3 protein-coding genes are annotated in these 26,019 nt (G+C 74.7%); all 3 read right to left on the minus strand.

The genetic code is table 11. From position 1 onward, the window contains the following. Positions 1-122: 122 nt before the first annotated feature. The 3 genes from ACIQMU_RS13275 to ACIQMU_RS13285 are packed head-to-tail and all read right to left on the minus strand — an operon-like array spanning position 123 to position 26,019. Positions 123-1,235 carry a MupA/Atu3671 family FMN-dependent luciferase-like monooxygenase gene (locus ACIQMU_RS13275; protein ID WP_402688876.1) on the minus strand — a complete coding sequence of 371 codons (1,113 nt, stop codon included), beginning with the start codon at positions 1,233-1,235 and terminating at the stop codon, positions 123-125. Further along, on the minus strand, positions 1,232-15,676 hold the full coding sequence (locus tag ACIQMU_RS13280; RefSeq protein ID WP_402688877.1) for an SDR family NAD(P)-dependent oxidoreductase: 14,445 nt from the start codon (positions 15,674-15,676) through the stop codon (positions 1,232-1,234). The genes ACIQMU_RS13275 and ACIQMU_RS13280 overlap by 4 nt, the downstream gene beginning before the upstream one ends. Then, the gene (locus ACIQMU_RS13285; RefSeq protein WP_402688878.1) at positions 15,673-26,019 is read right to left on the minus strand and encodes an SDR family NAD(P)-dependent oxidoreductase; all 10,347 of its coding nucleotides are present in this window, start codon (positions 26,017-26,019) and stop codon (positions 15,673-15,675) included. The genes ACIQMU_RS13280 and ACIQMU_RS13285 overlap by 4 nt, the downstream gene beginning before the upstream one ends.

Raw genomic sequence — 26,019 nt, forward strand, 5'->3', positions numbered from 1 at the left:
GGGGGGGGCGGGGCCCCGCCCCGGGGGGGCGGGGGGGGGGGGGGGGGGGGGGGGGGCCCCCCGGGGGGGGGGGGGGGGGGGGGGGGGGCCCCCCCCCCCCCGCCACCACGGACCGGCGGACGTCAGGTGCGGGCGTAGTACCAGGACAGCGCGGGATCGGCGGTCTCCGGAGGGGCGGTGGAGACGTGTCCGCTGACCGCGGATGTCGCGAAGCGCGCGCGCAGTTCGTCGAGCTTCGGCAGCATACCGAGGACCGTGTCGAAGGGGACGCCGAAGTCGACGAGACAGGCGATCTCGCTCACGCCGATGTCGCTGAGCCGCTGGACCACCCTGGCGCACTTGTCCGGTGTGCCGAGCAGGGAACGCCGCTGGTAGAAGTCCTCCGCCGCGATGTCGACGAGAGCCTTCTGCTCCGCGTCGCTCATCGACGAGGACTCGCCGTCCACGGCGGCGTCGTTGCGCTTCTGGGTGACGAAGGAGGAGAGGTAGTTGCGGACCGGGTCGTGCACGATGCCCTTCACCTCCGCCTCGTCGTCACCGACGAACGTGTGCAGGCCGACCGTGACGGTCCCGCCGGCGGGGTCGAGCCCGGCCCCGGCGCGCGCGGCCCGGTAGGCGGAGATGTTCTCCTCCAGGCGCTCCCAGCTGTCCAGGAGCGTGAGGACGTTGAGCCCGGCCTGCCCGGCCTGTGTCCACGTCTGCGGGTTGGAGGTGTGGACGAGCCACAGCGGCAGCTCCGGCTGCCGCGGACGCGGATAGGTGCGTACGCTGAGCGGCTCGCCGTCCGGGCCGGGGAACTCGACCTGCTCGCCGCGCCACAGCGACCGCAGCGTCTCGATGTGCCCGAAGGTGTACTCCCGGCGGGCGTCGAAGAGATCCGGGTGGAAGACGAAGTCGCCCTTGTGCCAGCCCGTGGCCAGGCAGATGCCCACCCGGCCGTCGGACAGCTGGTCGACCAGGGCCCACTCCTCGACCACGCGCACCGGGTGGTGGTGCGGCAGCACGACGCTGCCGGCCCGCAGGTGCAGATTGCTCGTGGCGACGGCCAGGGCGGCGCTCAGCACCGACGGGTTGGGGAAGCTGCCGCCGAACTCCTGGAAGTGCCGCTCGGGGGTCCAGATGGCGCTGAAGCCCTTGTCGTCGATGTAGCGGGCGACGTCGAGGATGAAGCGGTAGCGGTCCCCGAAGCCGTTGTCGTCGTTGGAGGAGAAGAAGTAGACGCTGAAGTCGGTCATGAGCGCGGTCCGTTCGGCGTGAGGGCGGGCAGGGTACGGGTCACGACCTCGGCGATGGCACGGAGGTTGTCCTCCAGGACGATCGTGAAGTGGTCGGCGTCGAGGGCGTGGACGGTCACGTCGTCGCCGGCGAAGGTGCCGAGGCCGTTGGTGGTGTCGGAGTCGTCCCGGCCGATGGCGGGCATGCCGTAGGGGTTCTCGGCGGCCGAGAAGCCGTTCGTGGCGTGGAAGACGGTCGTCTGTACGGGGCGGGCGAACGGCCGGGCCTCGTAGTCGAGCAGCAGCTTGCCGTTGAGGTCGAGCAGTGCGAAGCGGGTACGGATCAGGCGGTGCACCTCGTCGGGCGACAGCTGCGCCGGGGAGCCCTCGACGACGTGCCGGGTGATGTGGTCGATGGCCTCGTCCGGGGTCAGGCCCGTCAGTTCGTCGATGCTCAGGCTCGGGTCGGCCTTCCAGAGCTGGGAGGCCGAGTTGCCGATGAGCATCAGCGTCACCGCGTCCTGGTTCTCCTCCGTGATCACGGAGTTGTCGACGCCGCTCCAGGCGCCGGTGCCGGGCAGCAGCGCGTCGACGAGGTAGAGGTGCGAGACCTCCTCGCCCGCCTCGACCAGCTGGCGTGCCATCTCGAAGGCCAGGATGCCGCCGAAGGAGGCGCCGCCCAGGATGTAGGGGCCGTCGGGGTGCTCCTGGCGGATCTCCGCGACGTAGCGGGCCGCCATGGCCTCGATCGAGGCGAACTCCGTGAACCGGAGGTCGGAGTCCAGCTGCTCCAGGCCGTAGAACGGGTGGTCCATCCCGAGGTAGCGGGAGAGGTAGATGCAGTAGCTGACGTCGCCGAAGAGGTGGTGCACCCAGAACGAGGGCGCCTTGTCACCGCTGCGGTTGATCGGGACCAGGAAGCGGCGGTCCTCCGCCGGGGCCGTGCGGATCTCCCGGTCGGTGATCACCAGGGGGGCGGGGGCGGAGCGGGCCGTCCCGTCGGCGCGCGCGGCGAGTTCGGCGGCTCCGGCGGGGGAGACGGTGCCGCCCGCGGCGGTCACCGGGGCCAGGATCGCCGGCGGGGGCACCAGGGCGCGGTCCCACGACGTGGCGTCGGAGGTGGCCAGGACCGTGGTGCCGCCCGCGAGCGCCAGCGGCCGCACGGCCGTGTCACCCGCGGCCCGGCGCAGCGCACCGCGCCAGTCGGCGGCCGAGGCGAGGAGCCCCGCGAGGTCGGCGCCCCGCACCGGGGTGCCCGGAAGGGCCGACAGAAGGTCCGCGGCCGAGCGCAGTGCCGTCTCGCGGTCCCGCCGGCCCCCCGCCGGAGCGAGCTGGGCTCCCGTCCACACGGTGGCGAACTGCTCGGCCACCGCGCGTACATCGGTCGCGTCGTCCTCGGTGTGGGTGGCGTCCGGTTCCGGTGCGTCGAGAAGGACCAGCTGGGTGACCTCGTGGCCCGCGTCGGTGAGGATGCGCGCGGTCTCCACCGCCAGACGTGCCGCGACCGAGTGCCCGGCCAGCCGGTAGGGGCCCTGCGGGCGGTCCGCGAGGACGGCCTCGGCGCAGGCGCGGGCGAGCTCGGTCAGACCGTGGCCGTTGTTGGTGCCGCGCGGCGCGGCAGAGGTGAACTCCACGCCGCGCACCGGTCCCTCGACGCCGAACCAGGTACGCAGGTGCAGCAGCCAGGTCAGCTCACCGGTGGCCCCGGGCAGACCGTGCAGCGGCACGCCCGGGCCGTCGTCCCCGAAAGGGACGGTGACGGCCTTCGGGGCCGCGGTCCCCGTACCGGCCGCGGGGGCGGCCGGCTCCGGCCTGCCCGCGGGCGCGGTCCCGGCCGGGCCGGCGGGCGAGGAGGTGTTGCCGTCGGGGGAGACGCCGTACTCGTCGACCAGGTGCTGCACGAGGCTGTTGAGCGTCGTGCACTCGAAGATCGCCGCCATCGGGATGTGGTCGCCGAACGCGGCCTGCAGCCGCTGCATGATCCGCAGTGCGGAGATCGAGTCGACGCCGTAGGCCGTGAGGTCCCGCTCGGGGTCCACGGAGTCGGGCGCCAGACCGATGCCCTCGGCGAGCAGGACCCGGACCTGGGCGGCGAGCCCGTCCCCCGAGGGGGCGGCCTCGGCGGCTCGGCCGCCGTTCCGCGGCGCCGCGTCGGGTGCGGTCGCCGCCGTGGGCGGGGCCGGGGCGGCGGCCGTCTTCGGCTTGGCGCCGGATCCGTTCAGCGGCGTGGTGGTCACCGGGGCGCCGATGGGCGGCGTCGAACGGGACACCGGGGGCTTCGGAGCGGCGGGCGCCTTCGCGGTGGGCCGGACGGCAGGGGCGGAGGGAGCCGGGGCGAGGGCGGGGGCCGGAGCGGGCGCCGCCGGAGCCGCGACCGCCTTCGGGGCGGGCACCGGCGGCAGCCAGTACCGCTCCCGCGCGAACGGATACGTGGGCAGCCCCGCCACCCGCCGCAGCGGTGCGCCGCGGTGGAGTTCGGCCCAGTCGATGTCCACTCCGCGCACCCACAGGGCCGCGGCCTTGTCGAGGTCACCGCCACGGGCGAGTTCCAGCACCCGCACGCGGTCGTCCTCGTCGAGCAGCCCCGCGGCCGTGCGGTCGGCCTCGGCCGGCGTGGTGTGCAGCGGCGTGTCGCACGCCTCGCCGGCGGCGAACGAGCGCAGTGCGCCGGCCAGCTGGGCGGCCGAGTCGGCCACCACGGCCAGCCTGCGCTTCAGGGCGCCACGGCCGCTCTGCAGGGTGCGGGCCACCTCGGCCGCGTCGAGCCGGCCGTCGGGGCCACGGAGCGCGGCCCGGTCCAGGTGCTCGGCCAGCTGCCCGGCGTAGGTCCTCAGCTGGTCGTCGGAGTGGGCGCTCAGCACGAACAGCTGGGCCCCGCCGGAGGCCGGTGCGATCGGGCGCGGGTCGGCGAACTCCTCCACGACCACATGGGCGTTGACGCCGCCGAAGCCGAAGGAGCTGATCCCGGCGAGGCGCGGCGCCTCGGTGCCGGACGCCGTGCGCGGGCGGTCCCACGGGCGGGCCGAGTCCACCAGGTGGAAGGGGCTGTCCGCCAGGTCGAGGAGCGGGTTGGGGCGCTCCACGTGCAGGGTCGGCGGAAGCATCCGGTTGCGGATCGACAGCACGGTCTTGATGAGACCGGCCACGCCCGCGGCCGTCTCCAGGTGCCCGACATTGGTCTTGACGCTGCCGAGGCCGATGAACTGCCGCTTGTCCTCGGGCACTCCGAGCTCGCGGAAGGCCCGCGTGAGGCCGTTGAGCTCGACCGGGTCGCCCAGCGCGGTGCCGGTGCCGTGGGCCTCGACGTAGCCGACGAGCGAGGCGTCGGTACCGCCCCGCCGGTGGGCCGCCGTGATGACGGCCGCCTGGGACTCGGAGTTGGGCGCGGTCAGGGAAGCGGCGCGCCCGCCGTGGTTGATCGCGGTGCCGCGCACCAGGGCGTACACCGTGTCGCCGTCGCGCAGCGCCGCGGAGAGCGGCTTGAGGAGCACGGCGCCGACCCCCTCGCCGCGGACGTAGCCGTCGGCGCGGTGGTCGAAGGTCTTGCAGCGGCCGTCGGCGGCGAGCATCCCGGACTTGCCGAAGGCAAGGTAGCCGGTCGGCGTGAGGGTGAGGTTGACGCCGCCCGCGAGGGCGGCCGTGCACTCGCCGTCGTGGATGGCGCGCACCGCGCGGTGGACGGCGACCAGGCTGGAGGAGCAGGCGGTGTCCACGGGCTCGCTCGGGCCGCGGAGGTCGAGGAGGTAGGAGACGCGGTTGGCGAGGATGCTGTGCGCGTTGCCGCTGGCGAGCTGGCCGTCGATCTCGGCGCCCGACTCCAGGAGCAGCGACGCGTACTCTGTGGAGCCGCAGCCGACGAACACCCCCGTGTCGCTGCCCGCGAGGGAGGCCGGGTCGTGGCCGGCGTCCTCGATGGTGCGCCACGCCGTCTGCAGGAACAGCCGGTGCTGGGGGTCCATGAGCCGTGCCTCGCGCGGCGAGATGCGGAAGAAGGACGGATCGAACAGGTCGGCGTCCGCCAGGAAGCCTCCCCAGCGCGACGGCACCTTCTCCGGGTCGGTCTTCGGGTCGCCGTAGATCTCCCGCCAGTCGAACCGCTCGGCCGGGATCTCCCCGACGAGGTCGCGTCCCGACAGGAGGTTCGTCCAGTACGTCTCCACATCCGGGGAACCGGGGAACGCGCCGGCCATGCCCACGATGGCGATCGGCTCGTGCCGCCCGTCGGCCGGCGGCGTGACGGCCGCCGGAGCGGGCGCGGCCGACGGCGCCGGAGGCGCGGGCGGGGCGGGCGGTGTGACGGCCGGGGCCGGAGCGGCGGCCACCGCGGGCTTCCGCTCGTCGGCGAGAGCGGCGATCAGCGCCGCCACATTGCGGAAGCCGTACAGGTCGGCCGGGTTGAGGTGGGTGGCCAGTTCGGCGTTGACGCGGTCGGTGAGGTCCACGACGGTGACCGAGTCGAACCCGAAGTCGCTCAGGTGCTCGTCGAGGCCGATGTCGCCGGGCAGCACCCCGAGGACCGCGGCGACGGCGTCCACCACGGTCGCGCGTATGTGCTCGACGGCCTCGGGGGAGGGGCGTCCGCTGGTCTGTGACACGTCGTTCTCCTCGGTGTGGGAGGGCTGCTGGAGGTGGGATTCGGGCCCCGGGGACGCCGGCGCGACGCCCGCGGCCCCGGTCGCGGTGCCCGCGGGGAGCCGGTGCGGGATGCGTGCGAAGGGGTAGCCGGGCAGTGAGACGATCCGCCCGTCGGGCCGGCCCAGCGCCGCGTCGGCACCGGACAGCTCGGCTCCGCCGGCCCAGGCCGCGGCCGCCTCGCCGAGGGATGCCGCGCCGGGGGGCGCCGTCAGGACGTGGGCGGCCGCCTCGTCCGCCCCGACCCGGCCCGCGTGGACCGCGGAGGCGTTCTCGCCCGCCAGGTGGCGGTCCAGGGCGCGGACCAGATCCGGCACGTCGTGCGCGACCACGGCCAGTCGCCGGGCAAGCGGCTCCCGGCCGTCGGCCAGCGTCCGCGCGACGTCCGCCAGATGCGGTGCGTCGTCCCCGAGCTGTGCCAGGTGGTCCCTCAACCGGACCGCGTGGTCACGCAGTTGCTCCTCGCGGCGGGCCGACAGGAGCACGAGCCGGGGCTCGTCCCGAGGCCGTGTCACCCGGTCCGGTGCGGGCGGCCCCGCCACCACGACATGGGCGTTGGCGCCGCCCGCTCCGAACGAGCTGACGGCGGCGATCCGCTCCGGCGCCGCTGCACCGGCGGGCCACGGAGCGCGCTCGGCCACCAGGCGCAGCGTACGGCCGTCGAACGCGCCGACAGGACGGTCGCAGTCCAGCGTGGCGGCCAGCTCGCCGTGGCGGAGCTGGAGCAGCACCTTGGACAGCTGCGCCATCCCGGAGGCCGCCTCCAGGTGCCCCAGGGAGGGCTTGACGGAGCCGACCGCCGTGCCGCGCCCCCCGAAGACCCGCGCGAGCGCCTCGGCCTCCACCGGGTCGGCCAGCGGGGAGCCGGTCGCCTGCGCCTCCACGTACTGCACCGCCTCGGCGGTGACGCCCGACCGGGCCAGTGCCCGGCGGATCAGCTCCTCCTGGGCGTCGGCACTCGGCGTGACCATGCTGGTGGTCGCGCCGTTGGAGTTGACCGCCGAACCGAGGACCAGGCCGTGCACACGGTCGCCGTCGCGCCGTGCCGCCGACAGCGGCTTGAGCACCACGGCGCCCACGCCCTCCCCGGGCACCATGCCGTCGGCGTCCTGGGCGAAGGAGCGGCTGACGCCGTCCGGGGAGAGCATGTTCATCGCCGACAGAGCGGTGTGGTGCGAGGGTTCCAGGATCAGGTTGACGCCACCGACGACGGCCGCGCCGCAGTCGCCGCGCCGGATGGCCTCGCACGCCAGGTGCAGCGCCGTCAGCGACGACGAGCAGGCGGTGTCCACGGCCAGGCTCGGTCCGGTGAAACCGAAGGTGTACGAGGTGCGGTTCGCCGCCGACCAGTGCGAGGAGTGGGCCTGTGCCTCGGAACCCGCACCCCTCAGCTCGGCGGCGAGCACCTGGTAGGGGCTGTGCATCAGGCCCACGAACACCCCGACGCCGGCTCCGCCGGTCCGCCGGGCCGCGCGCTCCAGCGCGCGCCGGGTCGCCCCGGCGTCCTCCAGGGCCGTCCACACGGCCTCCAGGAAGAGGCGCTCCTGCGGGTCGGTGCGCTCGGCGTCACGGGGGGACATACGGAACACCAGCGGGTCGAACGCCTCCACGTCCTCCAGGAAGGCGCCCCAGCGGGCGGCGGGCACCGCGCCTGCCGGGTCCCAGCGCTCGTCGGGGATCTCGGAGACGGCTCGCCGTCCCTCACGCAGGTGCTCCCACAGGGCGTCGATTCCGTCCGCACCGGGGAAGCGGCCGGAGATCCCGACGACGGCGATCGGCTCGTCGGCCGGCGCGGGAACGTCCGCCCCCGAGGCCACGGTCGCGGCCGGCGCCACCGCCGGTGGGTCCACCGGCGCCGGCGCGCTCGCGGCCGGTGGCTTCGCCGGTGCCGGCGCGGTCGCGGCCGTGGTCGCCGTACGACGACGCAGGGGAACCGTCGGCGTGCTCCGGTCGACCAGACGCGCCAACGGCTGGGCCGGGTCGTCCAGCAGCGAGGCGACGACGCCGCTCAGGGAGGTGGACTCGTAGGGAATGGTGCGGGGAATGGGCCCGAGGTCGGCCTCGATCCGGTCCACGACCTCCATGCTGACCAGGGAGTCGCAGCCGTAGGCGGCCAGGGGGGAGTGCGGGTCCAGCTCGCCCTCGTCCAGCTTGAGCACGTCGCTGAAGATCCGCGTCAGGTAGGCGAGCGCGACCTTTGCCGGCTCAGGACCCGTCTCCGTGGCCGCTTCTCGCGGAACCTCCGCGGAGACGGGCCGCACGCCGGCGAAGCGGGCGAACGCCTCGGAGTGCGACGCCAGGAGCGCCTCGACCACGCCGTTCAGCGAGGTCGACTCGAAGGGAACATCGCGTGGCGCGGACCCCAGGTCGGCCTCGATCCGGTCGGCGGCCTCCATGCTGACCAGGGAGTCGCAGCCGTAGGCGGCCAGGGGGGAGTGCGGGTCCAGCTCGCCCTCGTCGAGCTTGAGCACGTCGTTGAAGACCCCGGTCAGATAGGCGGTCGCCTCCTGGTCGAGGGCGGGAGCCGAGTCGAGGGCGGGAGCCGAAGCGGCCCGCACGCTCGCCGGTGTCTCCGCCGGCGTCTCCGCCGGTGTCTCCGCCTCCGGCTCCGCCGCCCGGACGGGCTCCGCCCGCACCCGGCGGGTGGGCACCGGCCAGCCGTCCCGCTCGGCCAGCAGCACGTGCTGTCCGGCGGCCGCGTCGTCGGGCCCCGCCGTACCCACCACGCGTACGCCGCGCAGCCCGGAGTCCAGGAGGACGGACCGCCACGTGCCCGGGGTGAGCAGCGGGGAGAACGGCTGCCGCAGTTCCCCGTCGTCGTAGGCCCACCAGCCCTCGGTGAGACCGAAGACCATGGTCACGGCGTCCAGGACGCGCGTGCCCTCGTTGATCAGGAGCAGCCCACCGGGCCGCAGCAGCCGCGCCGCCGCACGCACGTTGTGGCGCACGTCGGGCGTCGCGTGCAGCACGTTCGCCGCCAGGACCACGTCGTACGACCCCTCGGAGAAGCCCTGCTCCTCCGGGTCCCGCGCGATGTCCAGAACCGAGAAGCGCGCCTGCCGGTACGTCTCGGAGAACCGCTCGCGGGCCTTGCGGACCAAACCGGGGGACAGGTCGGTGAAGGCGTAGTCGAGCCGGTCGCCCAGCGGCTTCAGGGCGTCGAGCACCGGCCGGCTCGTCCCTCCGGTGCCGGCGCCGACCTCCACGATCCGCAGCCGCCCGCCGTCCACGGCGGCATGCCGCGTCGCGTACGCCGCGACGGCCTTCGCGCTCACGGCGTTGAAGTGCTCCGAGCGCGGGTCGTCGTGGTACAGCGGCGCCAGCTTGTGGTCGCTGCCTCCCGGGAAGAGCACCGACAGGCCGTTGCGGCGGCCGCACAGCACGTCCGGCAGGACCTCGGTGCACTCGCGCAGCAGGTCGGCGAGCGCACCGGCGTGGGGGTACGCGCCGACGAGCCGTTCGCGCATCGCGGCGGACGCCTCCGGGTCCGGTACCTCGGCCTCGTCCGCCGGAACGCTGAGCGTGCCGTCCGCGTGCGTGACGATGTGGCCGCCGCGGGCCAGGGCGAACAGCGCCGCGTCGAAGAGGCGTTCCTGCGCGGGCAGTACCCCCAGACGTCCGGCGAGTTCGCCGCGGGAGACGGTGGTGCCGGGCGTCGGCCAGGCGCCGTGGCCGAGGAACGCGTCGCGCAGCAGGACCCGCGCGTACGGTTCCAGGGTGTCGAAGAACTCCGCGCCGGTGAGCCGGGCGTCGTCGGCGGTCCGCACCCGGGCCGCCGCCTCGGCCGCTCGCACCGCGGCGGAGCGCGCCTCGGACGTGGCCTGCGGGCGGTCGGCGGCCTCGTCGTCGGCGCCGGTCAGGCGGACCGGGGCGACCTGTACGACGGGGCCGGCCAGGACGCGGCGGAAGGCGTCGAGGCCCGCGGTGTCGCTGATCGGCTCGACGCCGAGCCGCGCGGAGACCCGGGTGCGGTAGTCGTCGGTGGCGACCGAACCGCTCTCGCCCCACAGGCCCCAGTTGAAGACCTTGACCGGGCGCCGCAGGCGGGCCGCGAGGAACCGCCCGTAGGCGTCCTGGAGTGTGGAGGCCGCCGCGTAGTTGGCCTGGCCCGCGTTGCCGTTGTGCGAGATCGCCGAGGAGAAGACGGCGAAGAAGTCCAGCGGCTCGTCCGCGAGGACGCGTTGCAGCACCACGGTGCCGTATGCCTTCGGGCCGAAGGAGGAGCGCAGAGTCCGCTCGTCCATCCGGGACAGCGTGCGGTCGTTGAGGACGAACGCGGAGTGCACGACGCCGTCGACGCCGCCCCAGTCGTGGCGCATACCGGCGACGACGGAGCGCAGTGCGGCCTCGTCGGTGACATCGGCGGAGGCGTACGTCAGTCGTTCCGGCAGTTCGGCCAGCAACGACCGTATGGTGCCGGGCAGTTCGCTCTCCTCCCGGCGGCCGACCAGCCGGACTCGGGCACCGTGCTCCCGCGCGAGATACGCGCCGACGGTGACGCCCAGGCCGCCCGCTCCACCGGTGATCAGATAGCGTCCGCCCTCCCGCAGCGGCAGTGCGTCGTCGGGGCCGGACAGATCGACCCGCTCCAGGCTGCGGGCGTAGCGCACCCCGCCCGAGAGTGCCACCGAGTGCGCCGGGCGCGCGGGCGGCTCCGCCGCCAACTGCCCGATCAGACCGGAGTAGTCGCCTGCGCGGGCCGCGTTCAGCAGGTCGTCCCGGGTGACGTCGGCACAGCTGACGGAGAGGAACCCCAGCTCACGCGATGCCGAGGCGGCGAGCCCCGGAAGGCCGCCGGCGAAGGGGTTGCGGGCCGCGAGGGCCTCGTCGGTCTGCTGGACCCCCGAGGTGACCACGTGCAGCCGTACGCCGCCGTGGGGGCGTCGCGTGTCCAGCGCCTTGAGCAGGTGGAACAGCGCCACCGGCCCCTCGTCGACCGCCAGGTCGAGCTGTCGCAGGTCGTCCGCCGAGTAGAGCCGCTCCTCGACGCCGCCCAGGAACCAGATCTCGGCGGGCTGCCGGGCGGTCCCCAGGAGTGTGTCGAACTCCTCGGCGCCGGAGGCGATGTCCTCCAGGAGGGCGTGGTGGACCGGGCGTCCGGCCGCGTGGTGGTGTGCGGCCAGGGCGGCGCCCAGGCCGTGGTCGTGGCCGGTGCTCAGGACGAGGACCGGCCCCTCCGCGGCCGGCGCCGGGTCCTCCAGCGGCGCGGGACGCCATACCGAGCGGTAGAGCGGCACGCCCTGTCCCGTCTGCTCCGTCTGCTCCGCCTGTTCCGCCTGTCCCGTCTGCTCCTTCGGCTCCTTCGGCTCCTTCGGCTCCGTCTGGTCCGGGTCCGGGGAGGAGGGGCGGGCGATGCGCAGCCCCTCGAAGCGGACCAGGACCGTGCCGTCGGCGGCGGCCAGTTCGACGTCGGCGCGGGCCGTGCCGCGTACGGAGTCGAGCGAGACCAGCCTGACGTGGGCGTGGCGCGCCTCCCGGGCGGAACCGTTGACCGTGATGCGGGCCACCGAGGCGGGCAGCGCGGTGCGCGAGTCGTCCTCGGGCAGCACCCCCTGAACGGCGTGCAGGGCGCTGTCCGTCATCGCGGCCTCGACGGCCCACTCGGGGGCGTCCGCGGCCGGCCTGGCCAGTTCGGCCAGCGCCTCGCCGTCCCCGCGATGGAGCACGGTGAGGCCGCGGTAGAGCGGGCCGTAGCGCAGCCCGGCGGCCTCCGCCGTGGCGTACACCTCGTCGGCTCCCGACCGGTGTGCGCAGCGGGCGCGCACCGCGTCGGCGTCGATGCGGCCGAGCGGCCGCCCCGTACCGGCGCCGAGCGCGCCGGTGGAGTGCACGGTGCCGGTCCCGGCGTCACGGAGCTCGTACGAGGACCCCTCCTCGTCGAAGTCGACGGACACCTCCAGCGTGTCGTCCCCGACCTCCAGGGGCACGCGCCAGCGGACGTCCTCGAACACCACAGGGGTGCCGGGGCGCAGCGACGCGGCGGCCTCGCGGGCCAGCGCGAGATGCACGACGCCCGCGACGACGGCACGGTCCCGCACCAGGTGATCGCCGATCACGGTGTCGGTGCGGCGCAGCAGGGAGGAGGGGCGGCCGGCGGACTGCGACGCCGCCGTCCGGTCGGTCTCGTCGGTGAGTTCCACCCAGTAGCGCTTGGTGCTGAAGGGGTAGGCGGGCAAGGGCGCCGGAAGCGGCCGAGGGCCGTCGCGGAAGACCTCGTGCCACGGGACGCGGGCGCCGCGGACCCAGGCGTCGGCGAGCTCGTCGAGACGGCCCTCGGTCAGCGACGCGCCGACGTCAGCAGCCGGTTCGGCCTGGTCCGCGCGTCCGGACCGGACCGTCGGAGCCGGGGCGCCGTCCAGGTGGGCGCGGAGCGCGCTCACGAGCTCCGCCGTCGTGGCGGCGACCACCGCGAGTCGGTGGTCCCACTCCTCACGGCCGGTCAGCAGGGTGAAGGCGATGTCTCGCAGCGGGGGCGCGCCCTCGCGGTCGAGGTCGTCGGCCAGGCGCCGCGCGGTCTGCTCCAGCTGCTCGGGCGTGCGGGCCGACAGACCGGCCACGTGGGGGCGGCCGTCGTCGGGAGCCACCTCCTGGCGGGGCCACTCCTCAAGGACCACATGGCCGTTGGCGCCGCCGGCGCCGAAGGAGCTCACGGCCGCACGCCGGGGCGCACCGTCCACGGACGCCCACGGCTCGGCCGTGCGCTGCGGGTAGAAGGGGGTCGACGCCAGGTTCAGCTTGGGGTTGACCGGCTCGCTGTGCAGCGTCGGCACCAGCGTGCGGTGCGCGAACTGCAATACCACCTTGGTGATGCCGCAGACCCCCGCCGCCGCCTCCAGATGGCCGAGGTTGGACTTCACCGAGCCCAGCGCGCAGAAGCCGGTGGCGTCGGTGTGCTCGGCGAACGCCCGCTTGAGGCCCTCGACCTCGACCGGATCGCCCAGCGAGGTGCCGGTGCCGTGAGCCTCGACGTAACTCACCGAGCGGGCGTCGACGCGGGCCGCGCGCAACGCGTCGGCGACGACGGCGCCCTGGGCGCGGGGGGTCGGCACGGTGTAGCCGTTGCTGCGGCCGCCGTGGTTGACGGCGGTGCCCCGCACCACCGCGTGGATGCGGTCACCGTCGGCGATCGCGTCCGAGAGCCGCTTCAGGATCAGCGCGCCCGCCCCCTCGCCGGGCACGAAACCGTCCCCGCCCTCGCCGAACGCGCGGCAGCGGCCGTCGGAGGCCAGCAGCCGCATGTCGGTGAGCGTCGCGTACTTGATGGGGTGGATGTTGACGTTGACGCCACCGGCGACGGCCACCTTCGACTCGCCGGACAGCAGGCTGCGGCACGCGAGGTGCAGCGCGGTCAGCGAACCGGAGCAGGCCGTGTCCAGGACCATGCTGGGGCCGTGCACGTCCAGGACGTAGGAGAGCCGGTTGGCGATCGAGTAGTCCATGGAGTGCGCGAACACCTTGTTGCCGCGGCCCCACTGCTCGGCGCCCACCAGGCCGTACTGCGATCCCGTGACGCCGACGAAGACGCCGACGGCGTGGGTGTCGCCGGTACGGCTGGTCTCGTGCAGCTTGCGCCGCGAGTAGCCGGCGTGCTCCAGGGCCGACCAGGCGACCTCCAGGAAGATCCGCTCATTGGGGTCGAGCTTGGCCGCCTCACCGGGGGAGATGGCGAAGAACAACGGGTCGAACCGGGCGACGTCGTCGAGGAAGCCGCCCCAGCGGCCGGTGATCGCCCCGGGCTCGCCGCGCTCGGCGGCCAGGTGACGGGCGTTGTCCCAGCGGTCCCGGGGGACCTCGGTGATCAGATCGGCTCCGCCGCGCAGGGACTCCCAGAAGCGGGTGAGGTCGGAGCCCCCCGGATAGCGGCCGCCGATGCCGACGATCGCGACAGCCTCGTCGTGGGGCAGGCCGCCTTCGAGCTCGGCGGCGGAGGGGGAGGCGGACGGGGACGCGGCCCGGGGGGCGCGGGACGCCCCGGTCGCCTCGGCCGGAGCCGGGGCGGCGTCCGGGGACCCGTCGAGCCCCAGCACCCGACGGAGAGCCTCGGCGTGCTCGTCGGCCAGATGCCGGGCGAGCTCGCCGACGGTCCGGTACTCGAAGAACAGCGTGACGGGCAGCTCCCCGAGTCGGTCCTGGAGCTGTGCGGTGAGCTTCTTGATCAGGATCGAGTCGACGCCGAACGTGGAGAACTCCTGGTCGCCGCGGAGCCTCCCCTCCGGAAGCCTCGCGGTGGCGGTGACCAGGTCGAGGAGGTACGTCTCCGTCGCGGCCACCAGGTCCTCGCCGGCGACGGGCGCGCCCGCCCCGACGGGCTCCTGGACGGGGGCGGACGCCTCGGCGGACAGCTGGGACACCCAGGGCCCGATGCGCCCGGCGTCCCCGTGCACGACCACGGTCTCGGGGTCGCCGGACGCGATCGCGTCCGCCAGGGCCCGCAGGCCCGTTTCGGTGGGCATGGGGACCATGCCCTGCATCTCCTTGAGCACCGAGCGGTTCTCGACGGATATCTCCATGCCGCCCTCGGCCCACAGGGGCCAGGCGACGGCGACCGACGCACCGCTGCGCGAACCGGCCGCCACCCGCCGGGAGCGGGTGTCCGCGAGCGCCCCGAGGGCCCGGTTGGCGGCGGCGTAGTCGGCCTGCCCCGCGGCACCGAAGTACGCCGACGTGGACGAGAACAGCACGAAGAAGTCGAGCGGCACATCGGACGTGGCCCGGTCCAGGTGCGCGGCGCCGTCGAGCTTCACCGACAGCACCCTGCGGGCCGATTCGGCCTCCTTGTTGACCAGGTAGGCGTCCTCGTTGAGCCCCGCGGAGTGCAGCACCCCGTCCAGCCCGCCGAACTCGCGCCCGGCGACGGCGACCGCCTCCAGGGCGTCCTCGTAGCGGGTGATGTCGCCGCGGACGTACACGACCCGCGCACCGCCCCGCTCCATGTCCCGGAACTCCGCGAGCTGCCCGGCGTCCGCCTCGGAACGGCCGGTGAGCAGGAGGCGGGCCCGGTGGTCGCGGGCCAGGAGCGCCGCGATCCGCAGCCCGATGCCCTTGCCGCCGCCCGTGATGAGATAGCGGCCGCCCTCGCGGAACACCGGGGCGGACGGCGCGTCCGGCGTACGTTCCCGGGGGCGCAGTACGCGCACTTCGCGGCCGGCCGTGCCGTGGCGCACTTCGGCGAGGCCCGGGCGGGCGGCGGACAGCTCGGCCAGCGCCACCTGAAGGGGCCCCTCCGCCCAGGCGGGAACCTCGTCGACCTGGACGGACACGGCCCGCAGCCGCCGGTCCTCGCATGCCGCGACCTGAGCGAACGCACCGAGCGCGGGGGCCAGTTCGGGGCGCGCCCGGCCGGTCACGAGGAACGCGACCGGCAGCGGACCCGCCGTCTCCCGGTCGGCGATGAGCGCGCGCACGGCCGGAAGGGCCAGTTCCACGGCGCTCTGCGGGCGCGTCGTGCCCGCGGGAAGGTCGAAGACCAGTGCGCGCGGGTGGATGCCGCGGGCGCGGAGGTCCGCCAGATACGCGGTCCAGGACGCGGCGTCGCCCGCCAGGTCGTGGCCGACCCGCGCCACCCGGACTCCGGTGGGGACCCAGGCCCGGCCGGTGTCGTCGGCGGCCACGACGAGCAGCACGTCGCGGGCGGTGACCGCGGCACGGCCGGCGGGGCGGGCGGCGGCCGGTTCCCAGACGGGGGCGAAGGAGACGAGCTCGCCCGGCAGCGCGGCGGCAGAGGTCTCGGTGGTGCGGGCGAGCAGCTGGGCGGCGGCGGCCGGGTCGAGCTGCCCGTTGCGGACACGCTCCAGGACCAGGCGGCGGACCGTTTCGGTGTTCGGTGTCATCGTTCCATCCCGTCGTTTCGGACCAGTCGCAGGTCCACGTCGTCAACGGTCAGTTCGCCCCTGCTCAGTGCTTCGAGCTGGTCGACCAGTTGCTGTGTCCCGTCGTCCCCGGTGGCCGGGGCTGCGGGTCCGTCGGTGGCGTCGGCGTCGGCCTCGGCCCAGTAGCGGTCGGGTGCGAAGGGGTAGCCGGGCAGGCCCACCCGGCGGGCGCCGGACCCGGAGGCCAGGGCGTCGAGCGCCGCAGGTCCGGCCTGGCCCTTCGTCCATCGGCGGGCGAGCGCGCGCGGATCGCCGGTGGGCGCGGCGGCGGCCGGTGTGCCCGACGCGCGCCCGGTGAACAGGCCGTCCACGGTGTTCCCGCGGACGTACGAGCGCAACGCCGCCACCAGCCGGGGCAAGTCCTCCGCGACCACGGCCAGGCGCCATTCCATCGCGTCGCGCCCGGTGCGCAGGGTGTGCGCCACGTCGGCCGCGGTGAGGGCGGGGTCACCCTCGATGTGGTCCGCCAGGGCCCGGGCGGCCTCCTTCAGACGCTCGGGGCCGCGGGCGGACAGCACGTACAGCTCGTCCCGCTCCGTCGTGTCCCCGGCCGCGGTGGCCGGGGCGTGCGGCGGGTACTCCTCCAGGATCACGTGCGCGTTGGAACCGCCGAATCCCATGGCGCTGACCGCCGCCCGGCGCGGCAGCCGGTCGCCCCGCTCATCGACGGGCGGCGCCCAGTCGCGGAGCCGGCCGGCGACCTCGAAGGGGCTGCCGTCGAGGTCCAGGAGCGGGTTGGCCTCCCGGAAGTTGATGCTCGGCGGGATCACGCCGTGGCGCAGCGCGAGCACCGCCTTGGCGACGCCCGCGAGGCCGGCGGCCGCTTCCAGATGGCCCATGTTGGACTTGATCGAGCCGACCGCGCACCAGGCTTCTACGGGCCGCTCCTCCGGAACACCGCTGACCTCCGCGAACGCCTTGCGCAGGCCGCGCAGTTCGATCGGGTCGCCCACCTCCGTGCCGGTGCCGTGGGCCTCCACATAGCCGATGGTGCGCGGGTCGGTGCCGGAGTGGCGCAGCACCTGGGAGATGAGCGTGGCCTGCGCCGTCGGATTGGGAACCGGCAGCGACTGGGCGCGACCGCCGTGGTTGACGCCGCTGCCGCGCACCAGCGCGTGCACGGTGTCGCCGTCGGCCAGCGCCCGCGACAGGGGCTTCAGGTAGAGGGCGATGACGCCCTCGCCACGGCTGAAGCCGTTCGCCTCGCGGTCGAAGGCATGGCACTTGCCGTCCGGGGACAGTGCCCCCATCTGGCCGAGGGCCACGTACATGTTGGGGTTGAGCAGCAGGTGCACACCGCCCGCGACGGCGGTGGCGCACTCGCCGTCCTGGATGGCCCGCACCGCGCGGTGCAGTGCCGTCAGCGAGCTGGAGCACGCGGTGTCGACGGCCTCGCTGGGGCCGTGCACCCCGAGTTCGAAGGAGATGCGGTTGGCGAGGACCGTCTTGGCGTTGCCGTTGACGGCGTACGGGTCGCGATAGCGGCCGACCTCCGCCAGATGCGCGGTGTAGTCGTGCGAGGTGGCGCCGATGAAGACGCCGGTGTCGCCGCCGTGCAGGGACGACGGGGCGTGCCCGGAGTCCTCGACGGCGTGCCAGGCGGTCTGGAGCATCAGGCGCTGCTGCGGGTCCATCGACTCGGCCTCGCGCCCGGAGATGCCGAAGAACTCGGCGTCGAACTCCGTGACTCCGTCGACGAAGGCGCCCCACTTGCTGTTGGTCTTCCCCTCCTCGCGGTGCGGATCGCCGAACAGCGGCCGCCAGTCCCAGCGTTCCTCCGGGATCTCCGTCATGTGGTCGGTACCGGCCAGGAGGTTGTGCCACAGCTCGCCGCTCGTCCGGGCGCCCGGCATCCGCACGGCCATGCCGACGATCGCGACCGGGTCGTGCCCCCGGGCGGCCGGGGCGGGGTCGGCGGCGGGCTGCGGCCCGGGCTCCGGCACCGCCTCGCCGGCCAGGTCGGCGCACGCCCGGGGGGCCCGGACGGCGAGGTCCTGGGCCAGCGCGGCGACCGTGCCGGCCTCGTACAGCAGGACCTTCGGGAGCTTGCCGAAGTCGTGCTCCAGCTCCCGCACCAACTGGATGGTGCCGAGGGAGTCGACACCGAGATCGGTGAAGGAGGCGTCGTCGTCCACGCTGTCGGCGGGCACGGAGAGGAACGAGGCGACGACCTCGCGCAGATGCGCGCGTACGGCCGCGTCGGTGTCCAGGACTTCGCCCGAGGCCGTGGCCGACGGCGCCGGTGTCCGTTCCCCGGGTGCGGGGACCGCGGCGGCCGCGTTGCGGCCCGAGGGTCCGGCCGTGCCGTCGGCGCGTGCCACGATCACGCACTGGTCGTCCTCGCCCGCCACGCCGTTGTCGTGGGCCTGGACCCAGCTCGCCGCGAACTCCGCGCGCCCCAGCACCTCCTGCCACCGTGAGGGGGCGAGCAGCGGGGCGCCCGGCAGTCGCTCGCCGTCCTTGCACGTCCACCAGCTGGGGATCATCGCGAACAGCAGGAACTGGTAGTCGATGTTCGAGGTGATCTCGTTGAGCAGGAGCAGTCCGCCGTCGGACAGCAGGCGGCGCAGATGGGCGGCCGAGGTGGTGATGTTCTCCGTCGCGTGCACCACGTTCGACGCGATGAGCAGGTCGTACGCGCCCGTCTCGATGCCCTGGCCGGCGGGGTCGTGCTCCAGGTTGAAGGGAGTGAAGACCATGGGCACGCCCGCCGCGGCGAACGTCCGCTTGGCCTGGCGGAAGTAGGAGGCGGAGATGTCGGTGAACGTGTATTCCAGCCGCTGCCCGTAGGGGGCGAGCCGCTGGAGCACCGGGCCGGTCGTGCCGCCGGTTCCCGCGCCCACCTCCAGGATCCGTACGGGCTTCCCGGGACGCTCGGCGAGGCGGTCACGGATGTAGCCGTCCGCGAGGTGCGCGACCACGGCGTTGTAGTGGTCGGCGATGGCGTTGCCGGTGTAGATGCGGCTGAGCAGCTCGTCGATCTCCCCGCCGAAGTACAGCTCCAGGGCCGAGGAGCCGCCGGTGACGACGTCCGGGATGTTCGGGATCACGGCCCTGGCCAGCGCCACGTGGTCGGCCACCTCCGGGTGGTCGGCGGCGAGCTGGGCGAACTCCCGCTCGATCTCCCGTCGTTCGGCCCCGGCGTCCGGCAGGGGGCGGGGAGCGCCGGTCACCACGTCGGCGAGCCGGGTGACGAAGCGCCCGTAGGGCTCGACCGCCGGCAGCCCGCTGAGGACGTCGGCGCCGGACAGTTCCCCGGTGACTCCGAGGTGCTCGCGCACCGCGAGCGCCGCCAGCCGGGACCCGACCACGCCGAGCCGCTCCAGGCCGCGCCGTACGCCGGTCGCGTCGTAGGCCGACGCGTCCATGAAGGAGCGGGCGGCTGTCAGGGCGCCGGCCGCCGGACCCGCGGCGTCCACGGCCGGGGCGGGCAGAGGCGCGGAGGCCGGGGCGGGCAGTGGCGTGGACACCGGTGCGGAGGCCGGGGCGGGCCCCCGCTCCGGCTCGGCCTCACGGAGCCAGAAGCGCTCGCCCCGGAAGGGAAGCCCGGGCAGGTTCAGCCGGGAGACACCCCCCGGGGAGGTCCGGTCGAGGTCGCCGCCCGCGGCCCAGCGGCGGGCGGACGCCAGGGTCCGGGCATTCGATCCCGCCGCCGCGCGGACGGTGCCGGGGGCCACGGCTCCGGCGAGGAGCGCGTCGAGCTCGGAGCAGAGTTCACCGGCGGTGCGCGCGACGACGGCGACCCGCGCGGAGTGGTCCTCACGGCCGTGCTGGAGCGTCACGGCCACTGCCGCGAGCGAGGAGGCTCCGGTGAGCACGGCGCGGTGGCGGCGCAGGACCTCGGGCAGCCCCTCGGCGGACGGGGCGGAGAACGGCACGACCAGGCTGCCGTCGTCGGCGCGCTCGGGGCGGGCCGGCCGCGGGGCCTCTTCGAGCACGATGTGCGCGCCCGCACCGCCGAACCCGAACGAGCTCACCCCGGCCCGGCGTACGGAACCGGCCCTGGGCCGCCACTCCTGCGTGGCGGGCGGAACGGCCAGGAAGCCGCTGTCCAGGCCGAGGTAGGGGTTCTCGCGGGTGAAGCCCGGCATCGCGGGGACCAGACCGGTCTCCAGCGAGAGGATCGCCTTGATGACACCGACCACACCCGCAGCGCCCTCCGCGTGGCCCAGGTGGGCCTTCGCGGTGCCGAGAGCGACCGGCGGCAGTCCGGCCGGGCTGCCCGTCATGGCGCCGCGCAGGCCGTCCACCTCGATCGGGTCGCCGAGCTTGGTGCCCGTGCCGTGCGCCTCCAGGAGGCCCATGGTGTGCACGGGGACCCCCGCGTCCCGCCAGGCCCGCTCGATGAGCCCGGACTGCCGCCCGGGGCTGGGAGCGGTCACGGCGCCCGCGTGCCCGCCGTGGCCGACCGCGGCGCCCTTGATGACGGCACGGATCGGGTCGCCGTCGGCGAGAGCCGCCCGGAGCGGCTTGAGCAGCACCGCTGCGACCGCCTCGGCCGGCACGTACCCGTCGGCGCTCGCGTCGAAGGCGTGGCAGCGGCCGGTGGGCGACAGGGCGCCGGTGCCTGAGAGGGAGAGGTAGTGGCGGGGGCCGAGCATCAGGTTGGCGCCCGCGGCGAACGCCATCGAGCACTCGCCGCGGCGCAGCGACTCCACCGCCAGCTGGAGGGCGTACAGGGAGGAGGAGCACGCCGTGTCGACGGTCAGGCTCGGACCGGACAGGTCGAAGTAGTGCGAGGGCCGGTTGGCCGCCATCGTGGTGGCGATCCCCGTGGCGTCGTACGGACCCGGCTCGCGGCCCCGGGCGATCATCTCGCCCTCGTAGTCGCGGAAGCACTCCCCGACGAAGACGCCGGTGTCCGAACCGCGCAGCCCGGGCAGCACGGCCGCGTCCTCGGCGGTCTCGTACAACACCTCCATCAGCAGCCGCAGTTGCGGGTCCATGGCCTCGGCCTCGGCGCGCGGGATGCCGAAGAAGGCGGCGTCGAACCGGCTCACGTCGTCGAGGAAGCCGCCCGCCGGGCACTCGGTGGTCCCGGCCGCGCCGTCCGCGTCCAGGAAGCGGGAGTGGTCCCAGCGGTCGCCGGGGACGTCGCGGACCAGGTCGCGCCCGGCGACGAGCGCCTCCCACAGCTCCCGGACGCCGGCGGCGCCGGGAAAGCGCCCCGCGAGCCCGATGACGGCGATGTCGCGCTCCGCCGCCGGCTCGGCGCTCACAGGCTCCGGAGCCGTCGCCCCCCGAGCGGCCGGAGGGCTCGCCGGCTCGGCGGTGAACGAGGCGTACCAGGCGCTCACCGCCCCACCGTTCTCCCGGGCGAGGTGAGCCGCGAGCTCCGGGACGCGTGTGCAGCGGAAGAAGAGGGTGGGCAGGATCTCGACGCCGAGCTGAGCGCCCAGCACCTCACCGAGCGCGACCACGTCGACCGACGTGAGCCCCAGCTCCATGAAGGTCCAGGTGAACAGCTCCTCGGAGAGGCCCGCCGTCTGCGGAAGCATCCCCGTCACCGTCTCGGCGATCATCGCCTCCAGCTCGGCCGCCGCGTCCGCGCCGACGGAACCGGCCGGTTCCGGCTCCGGTTCCGGCTCCGGTACGGCTGCGGGCAGTCGGGTGCGTGCGCGCTCCGGCCAGATCACCGCGAGGAGCCGCTCGATCCTCGTCCGGTCGCCCTCGAACACCGCGAGCTGCGGGCCGTCGTGGGCCAGGCCCGCCTCCAGCGCGGCCAGGCCGTGCGCGGTCTTGAGCGGCACCAGGCCGGTGCTCTGGAGGACCTGCGCCTCCACGGCCGGGTTGATGCGCATACCGCCGTCGTCCCACAGGGGCCAGTTCACCGAGACGCAGCGGCCCCGGCGTTCGCCGCGCGCGGCCAGGTCCCCGCGCCATGCGGCGAAGGCGTCCAGGTAGGCGTTGGCCGCGGTGTAGTCGGTCGTGCCGATGGAGCCGAGCACGGCCGAAGTGGACGAGAACAGCACCAGGTAGTCCAGCGGCCGGTCAGCGGTGGCCAGATCGAGATTGCGGGCGCCGTCGAGCTTGGGGGCGAGGACACGGCGGATCGAATCGGGCTTCTTGTTGATCAGCAGGCCGTCCTCGACCACACCCGCCGTGTGGATCACGCCGGTGACGGTGCCGAAGCGCTCCTCCGCGCTCGCGACCAGACGCCGTACGTCCGCGAGCCGGGTCACATCGGCCTGGACGTACGCGGCACGCGAGCCCAGCTCCGCCAGCTCGGCCAGGAACTCCCGCTGCCCCGCGCCCTCGGGCGAGCGCCCGAAGAGCACGATGTCCGGCTGCGCGGCGAGCGCCATGCGGCGGGCCACATGGCGGGCGATGCCTCCCGTCCCACCGCTGATGAGATACGTCCCGCCCGCGCGGGCCAGCGGCGTGCCGGAGGGCAGCGGGGCGGCCGGGGCGAAGCCGCGTACCTCCCGCAGACCCGTCGCCGTGTAGCGGACCTCCAGGTCACCGGGGCTGCCGGCCTCCGCGAGGAGCAGCTCCGCCGCTTGTACGGGGTCACTCTGAGCGGCGGCGAACCGGATCGTGCTGAGCGGCAGTTTGGGCTGCTCCAGGCGCAGACCCCGGGCGAGGCCGCCCACCGAGGCGTCCGGCGGGCACTCCACGGGCGCGTGGTAGGCGTGCACCACGGGCAGCGAGGTGCGGCGGCCCATGGCCCATGCCTGGCACAGCGAATACACCGAGAGGAGACCGGTGGGCTCCTCCGGGGGGCCCGCCGGATCGGCGCCGTCGAGGTGCCACAGATGCAGCACCGCGCTCGGCACCAGGCCCTCCGCCCGCAGGGTCTTGCGCAGCTCCTCGTGGTCCGCGGGGGACTCGGGGGCGACGGTGAAGTGCTCGGCGGAAAGCCGTGCGAAGCCCGACCCGGGCGTCACGAGCACGGCGGCGGTACGCGCGCGGATCGCCCGGAACCGCTCCTCACCGGTGTCGAGCACCAGGACCGGGCCGCTGTCGAAGCCCACCGTCGGGGCGGGCGCGGCGCGGGGCGCCCAGGCCGGCTCGTACAGCATCACCCGCTCCAGGTCGGCGAGCGGCACGGTCCCCCGGCCGGGGACGGTGTCCACGGCCCCGGGCAGCGGAGGGGCCGCGGGGGCCGCCTCCGGTGCGGCGGAGGCCGCCGCGGGCGAGGTCACCCAGTGCCGGTCTCCGGCGAACGGATAGGTGGGCAGGGCGATCCGCCGTCCGCCGGGCACCGGCGCAAGGGCGTTGACCGTGCCGTCCGCCCACGTCCCGGCGATCGCGTCCGGGGTGGCCGACGGCGACGCGAAGGCCGTCGAACCGGCCGCCGCCCGCCGCGCCGCAGCCCGGAAGTGAGGCACGGCGGGGGTGCGGCCGGCCGCGAAGTCCTGGAGCGCGTCCACGAGTTCGGCGGTGGACGCGACGACGAGGGCGAGCCGCTCGCCCAGATGCCTGCGCCCCACCGCGAGGGTGTGCGCCACATCGGTGAGCCGCGTGCCGGGCTCGGCGCGCAGGGCGCCCGCGAGGTCGCTCGCCCGCCGCGTCAGCTGCTCGCCGGTGCGGGCGGACAGAGCGACGACCCGGTGGGCGGGCGGATCAGGGGCGGTGCCGTTCTGCGTGGGCACGTATTCCTCCAGGACGACATGGGCGTTGGCGCCGCCGAACCCGAAGGCGCTGACCGCCGCGCGCAGGGGGAGGGGCCGGCCGGTCCCCGGATCGGTGAGCGGGGCCCACGGCTCCTCGGCTGCCGGCAGCCGGAACGGCGACGCGGCGAAGTCGATGTCCGGGTTGGGGCGTTCGGAGTGCGGCGTCGGCACGAGCGTGCGGTGGCGCAGGCACAGCAGGATCTTGGTGAGCGAGGCGAGGCCCGCGGCGGCCTCGGTGTGGCCGATGTTCGCCTTCACCGAGCCGATCGCGCAGAAGCCGCGGGCGTCGGTCTCCTTGCGGAAGGTGCGCGTCAGCGCGTCGACCTCCAGCCGGTCGCCCAGCGCGGTCGCCGCGCCGTGCGCCTCCAGGAGCGTCACGGTCGAGGCCGGGACCCCGGCCTGGGCCAGGGCGTCCTCGACGACGCGGCTCTGCGCGTCGGGGCTCGTGATGGTGTAGCCGGGAGTGCGGCCCGTGTGGTTCACGGCCGAGCCCCGGACGACGGCCAGGATCCGGTCGCCGTCCGCCTCGGCGTCGGCCAGCGGCCGCACGATCAGCGCGCCGACGCCGTCCGCCGGCACGTAGCCGGACGCGCCGTCGCCGAAGGGCCGGCTCGTACCGTCCTTCGACAGCAGGCCGTTGGCCGCCGAGCGTACGTACTTGTACGGGTGCAGCGACAGGCTCGCCCCGCCCACCAGGGCCGCGCGGCACTCGCCGCGCCGGATGGACTCGCACGCCTGGTGCAGGGCGGTCAGCGAGGACGAGCAGGCGGTGTCCACCAGAACGCTGGGACCACGGAAGTCGAAGGCGTGGCTGGCCCGGTTGGGTATGCCGCCGAGCCAGCTCAGCGCCACATCCGCCCCGCCGCCCCGGACGCTCTCCAGGCCGTGCAGGTGATAGTCGGCCCACATGGACCCGGCGAACACCCCGACCGGGCCGCGGGCCGCCGAGGAGAGCGACTCCGGCGTGTACCCGGCGTCCTCCAGCGCCGACCAGGCGACCTCCAGGAACTGCCGCTCGTGGGGGTCCATCAGCTTCGCCTGCTGCGGGGGGATGTTGAAGAACAGTGAGTCGAAGCGGTCCACGCCGTCGATGAAGCCGCCGCGCTTGAGATACGTACGCCCGGGAACGCCCGGCTCCGGCGCGTACCAGTCGTCCGCGTCCCAACGGTCCTCCGGGACCTCGTCCAGACAGTCGCGTCCGGAGCGCAGCACGTCCCAGAACTCCTGGAGGTCGCGGGCGCCGGGGTAGCGGCCCGCCACACCGACGATCGCCATCGGGGCGTCGGCGGGGGCCGGCGCGGGTGCGGGGGTGGTCACGGGGGCGACTGCGGGTGTGACTGCGGGCGTGGGCGTGGGCGCGGGCGTGGGTGTGGTTGTGGTGGTGGGGGCGTGGATGCCTTCTTCGTGGAGGTGGGTGACGAGTTGGCTGATGGTGGGGTGTTCGAAGAGGAGGGTGGGGTAGAGCTCGGTGTTCAGTGCGGTTTCGAGTCGGCCGGCGATGTTGAGGAGGTCGACGGAGGTGAGGCCGAGTTCGTCGTAGAAGCCTTGGTCGGGGTGGATGGTGGTGGTGGGGTTGCCGGTCTGGTCGGCGATGAGTCCGGTGATGAGCGCGGTGAGGTCACCGGCCGGTGCGGACGCCACGGCAGGAGCAGGGGCCGGGACTGTCGCCGGAGCCGGAGCCGGAGCCGGAGCCGGAGCCGGAGCCGGAGCGGAAAGGGGCGTGGTGGGAAGTGACCGTGCCGCCTTCGCGGCCGCGAGCCGCTGCCCTTCCTCCGCGTGCTTGCGGATGTCCTCCGTGGTCCGCACCCGCTTGGCCCGGTAGCCGCTCAGCCGCACCGCGACCTCACCGTCCGGCGTGCACAGGTCGATGTCGGCGACGACCGCCTGGGTGGTGTCGTCCACGTGGAGATCCGCCAGCTGCGGCGAGTGCACCAGTGTGCGGGCCTCCAGCGATCTGCGGGCCCGGAAGGAGTCGACGTAGATCGGGATGAACGGCTGGACGATGCCGCGCCGCACCGGCTCAGGGAACTGCAGGAACGGCACCAGGACGGAGAAGTCCATGAACACGGGGTGCACGAAGAAGTGGCCGAGCTGCTCGACCGCGCTCGGGTCGAGGTTCACGTCCGCGACCGAGAAGTCGGCGCCCGCGCCGACCCGGCCCTGCACCTTCATGAAGGGGCCGTGCTCGATGTCGAGCTGACGGGCGAGGCCGTACAGGTCGTCCGCGTCCAGGGAGTCCGGGCCCGACGCCACGTCCAGCCGGCCGGCGGGCACCGGCAGCGGCTCCCAGGGGCCCGACGCGTGGATCTCCGCCCGGAAGTTGGTCTGCCACTCCTCGTCGGCGACCTCGCCGCCGAGCAGGGGGCGGCTGCGCACCGTCACGGGGACCGCGCCGCGCTCGCCCCGCTCGCCGACCGTCACCTGCAGTTGGCGGTCCAGGTCGCCCACGGCGATCAGGGGTCGGATGAAGACGCAGCGCTTCAGCTCCACCACGGACGGGTCGACTCCGAGGTGGCGCACCAGGCGCAGCACCAGGTCGAGGTGGAAGACGCCGGGCAGAACGGGCGTGTGGTGGACGAGGTGGTCGCGTACCGAGGCGTCCTGCGCGGTCACCCGGGTGGCGAAACGGTGGCCGCTGAGAGACCGCAGCACGGCCTCCGCGTCAAAGGACCGATGAATGTCGGACAT

Origin of the sequence: Streptomyces sp. NPDC091649, assembly GCF_044756785.1 — a bacterium.
GTDB lineage: Bacteria > Actinomycetota > Actinomycetes > Streptomycetales > Streptomycetaceae > Streptomyces.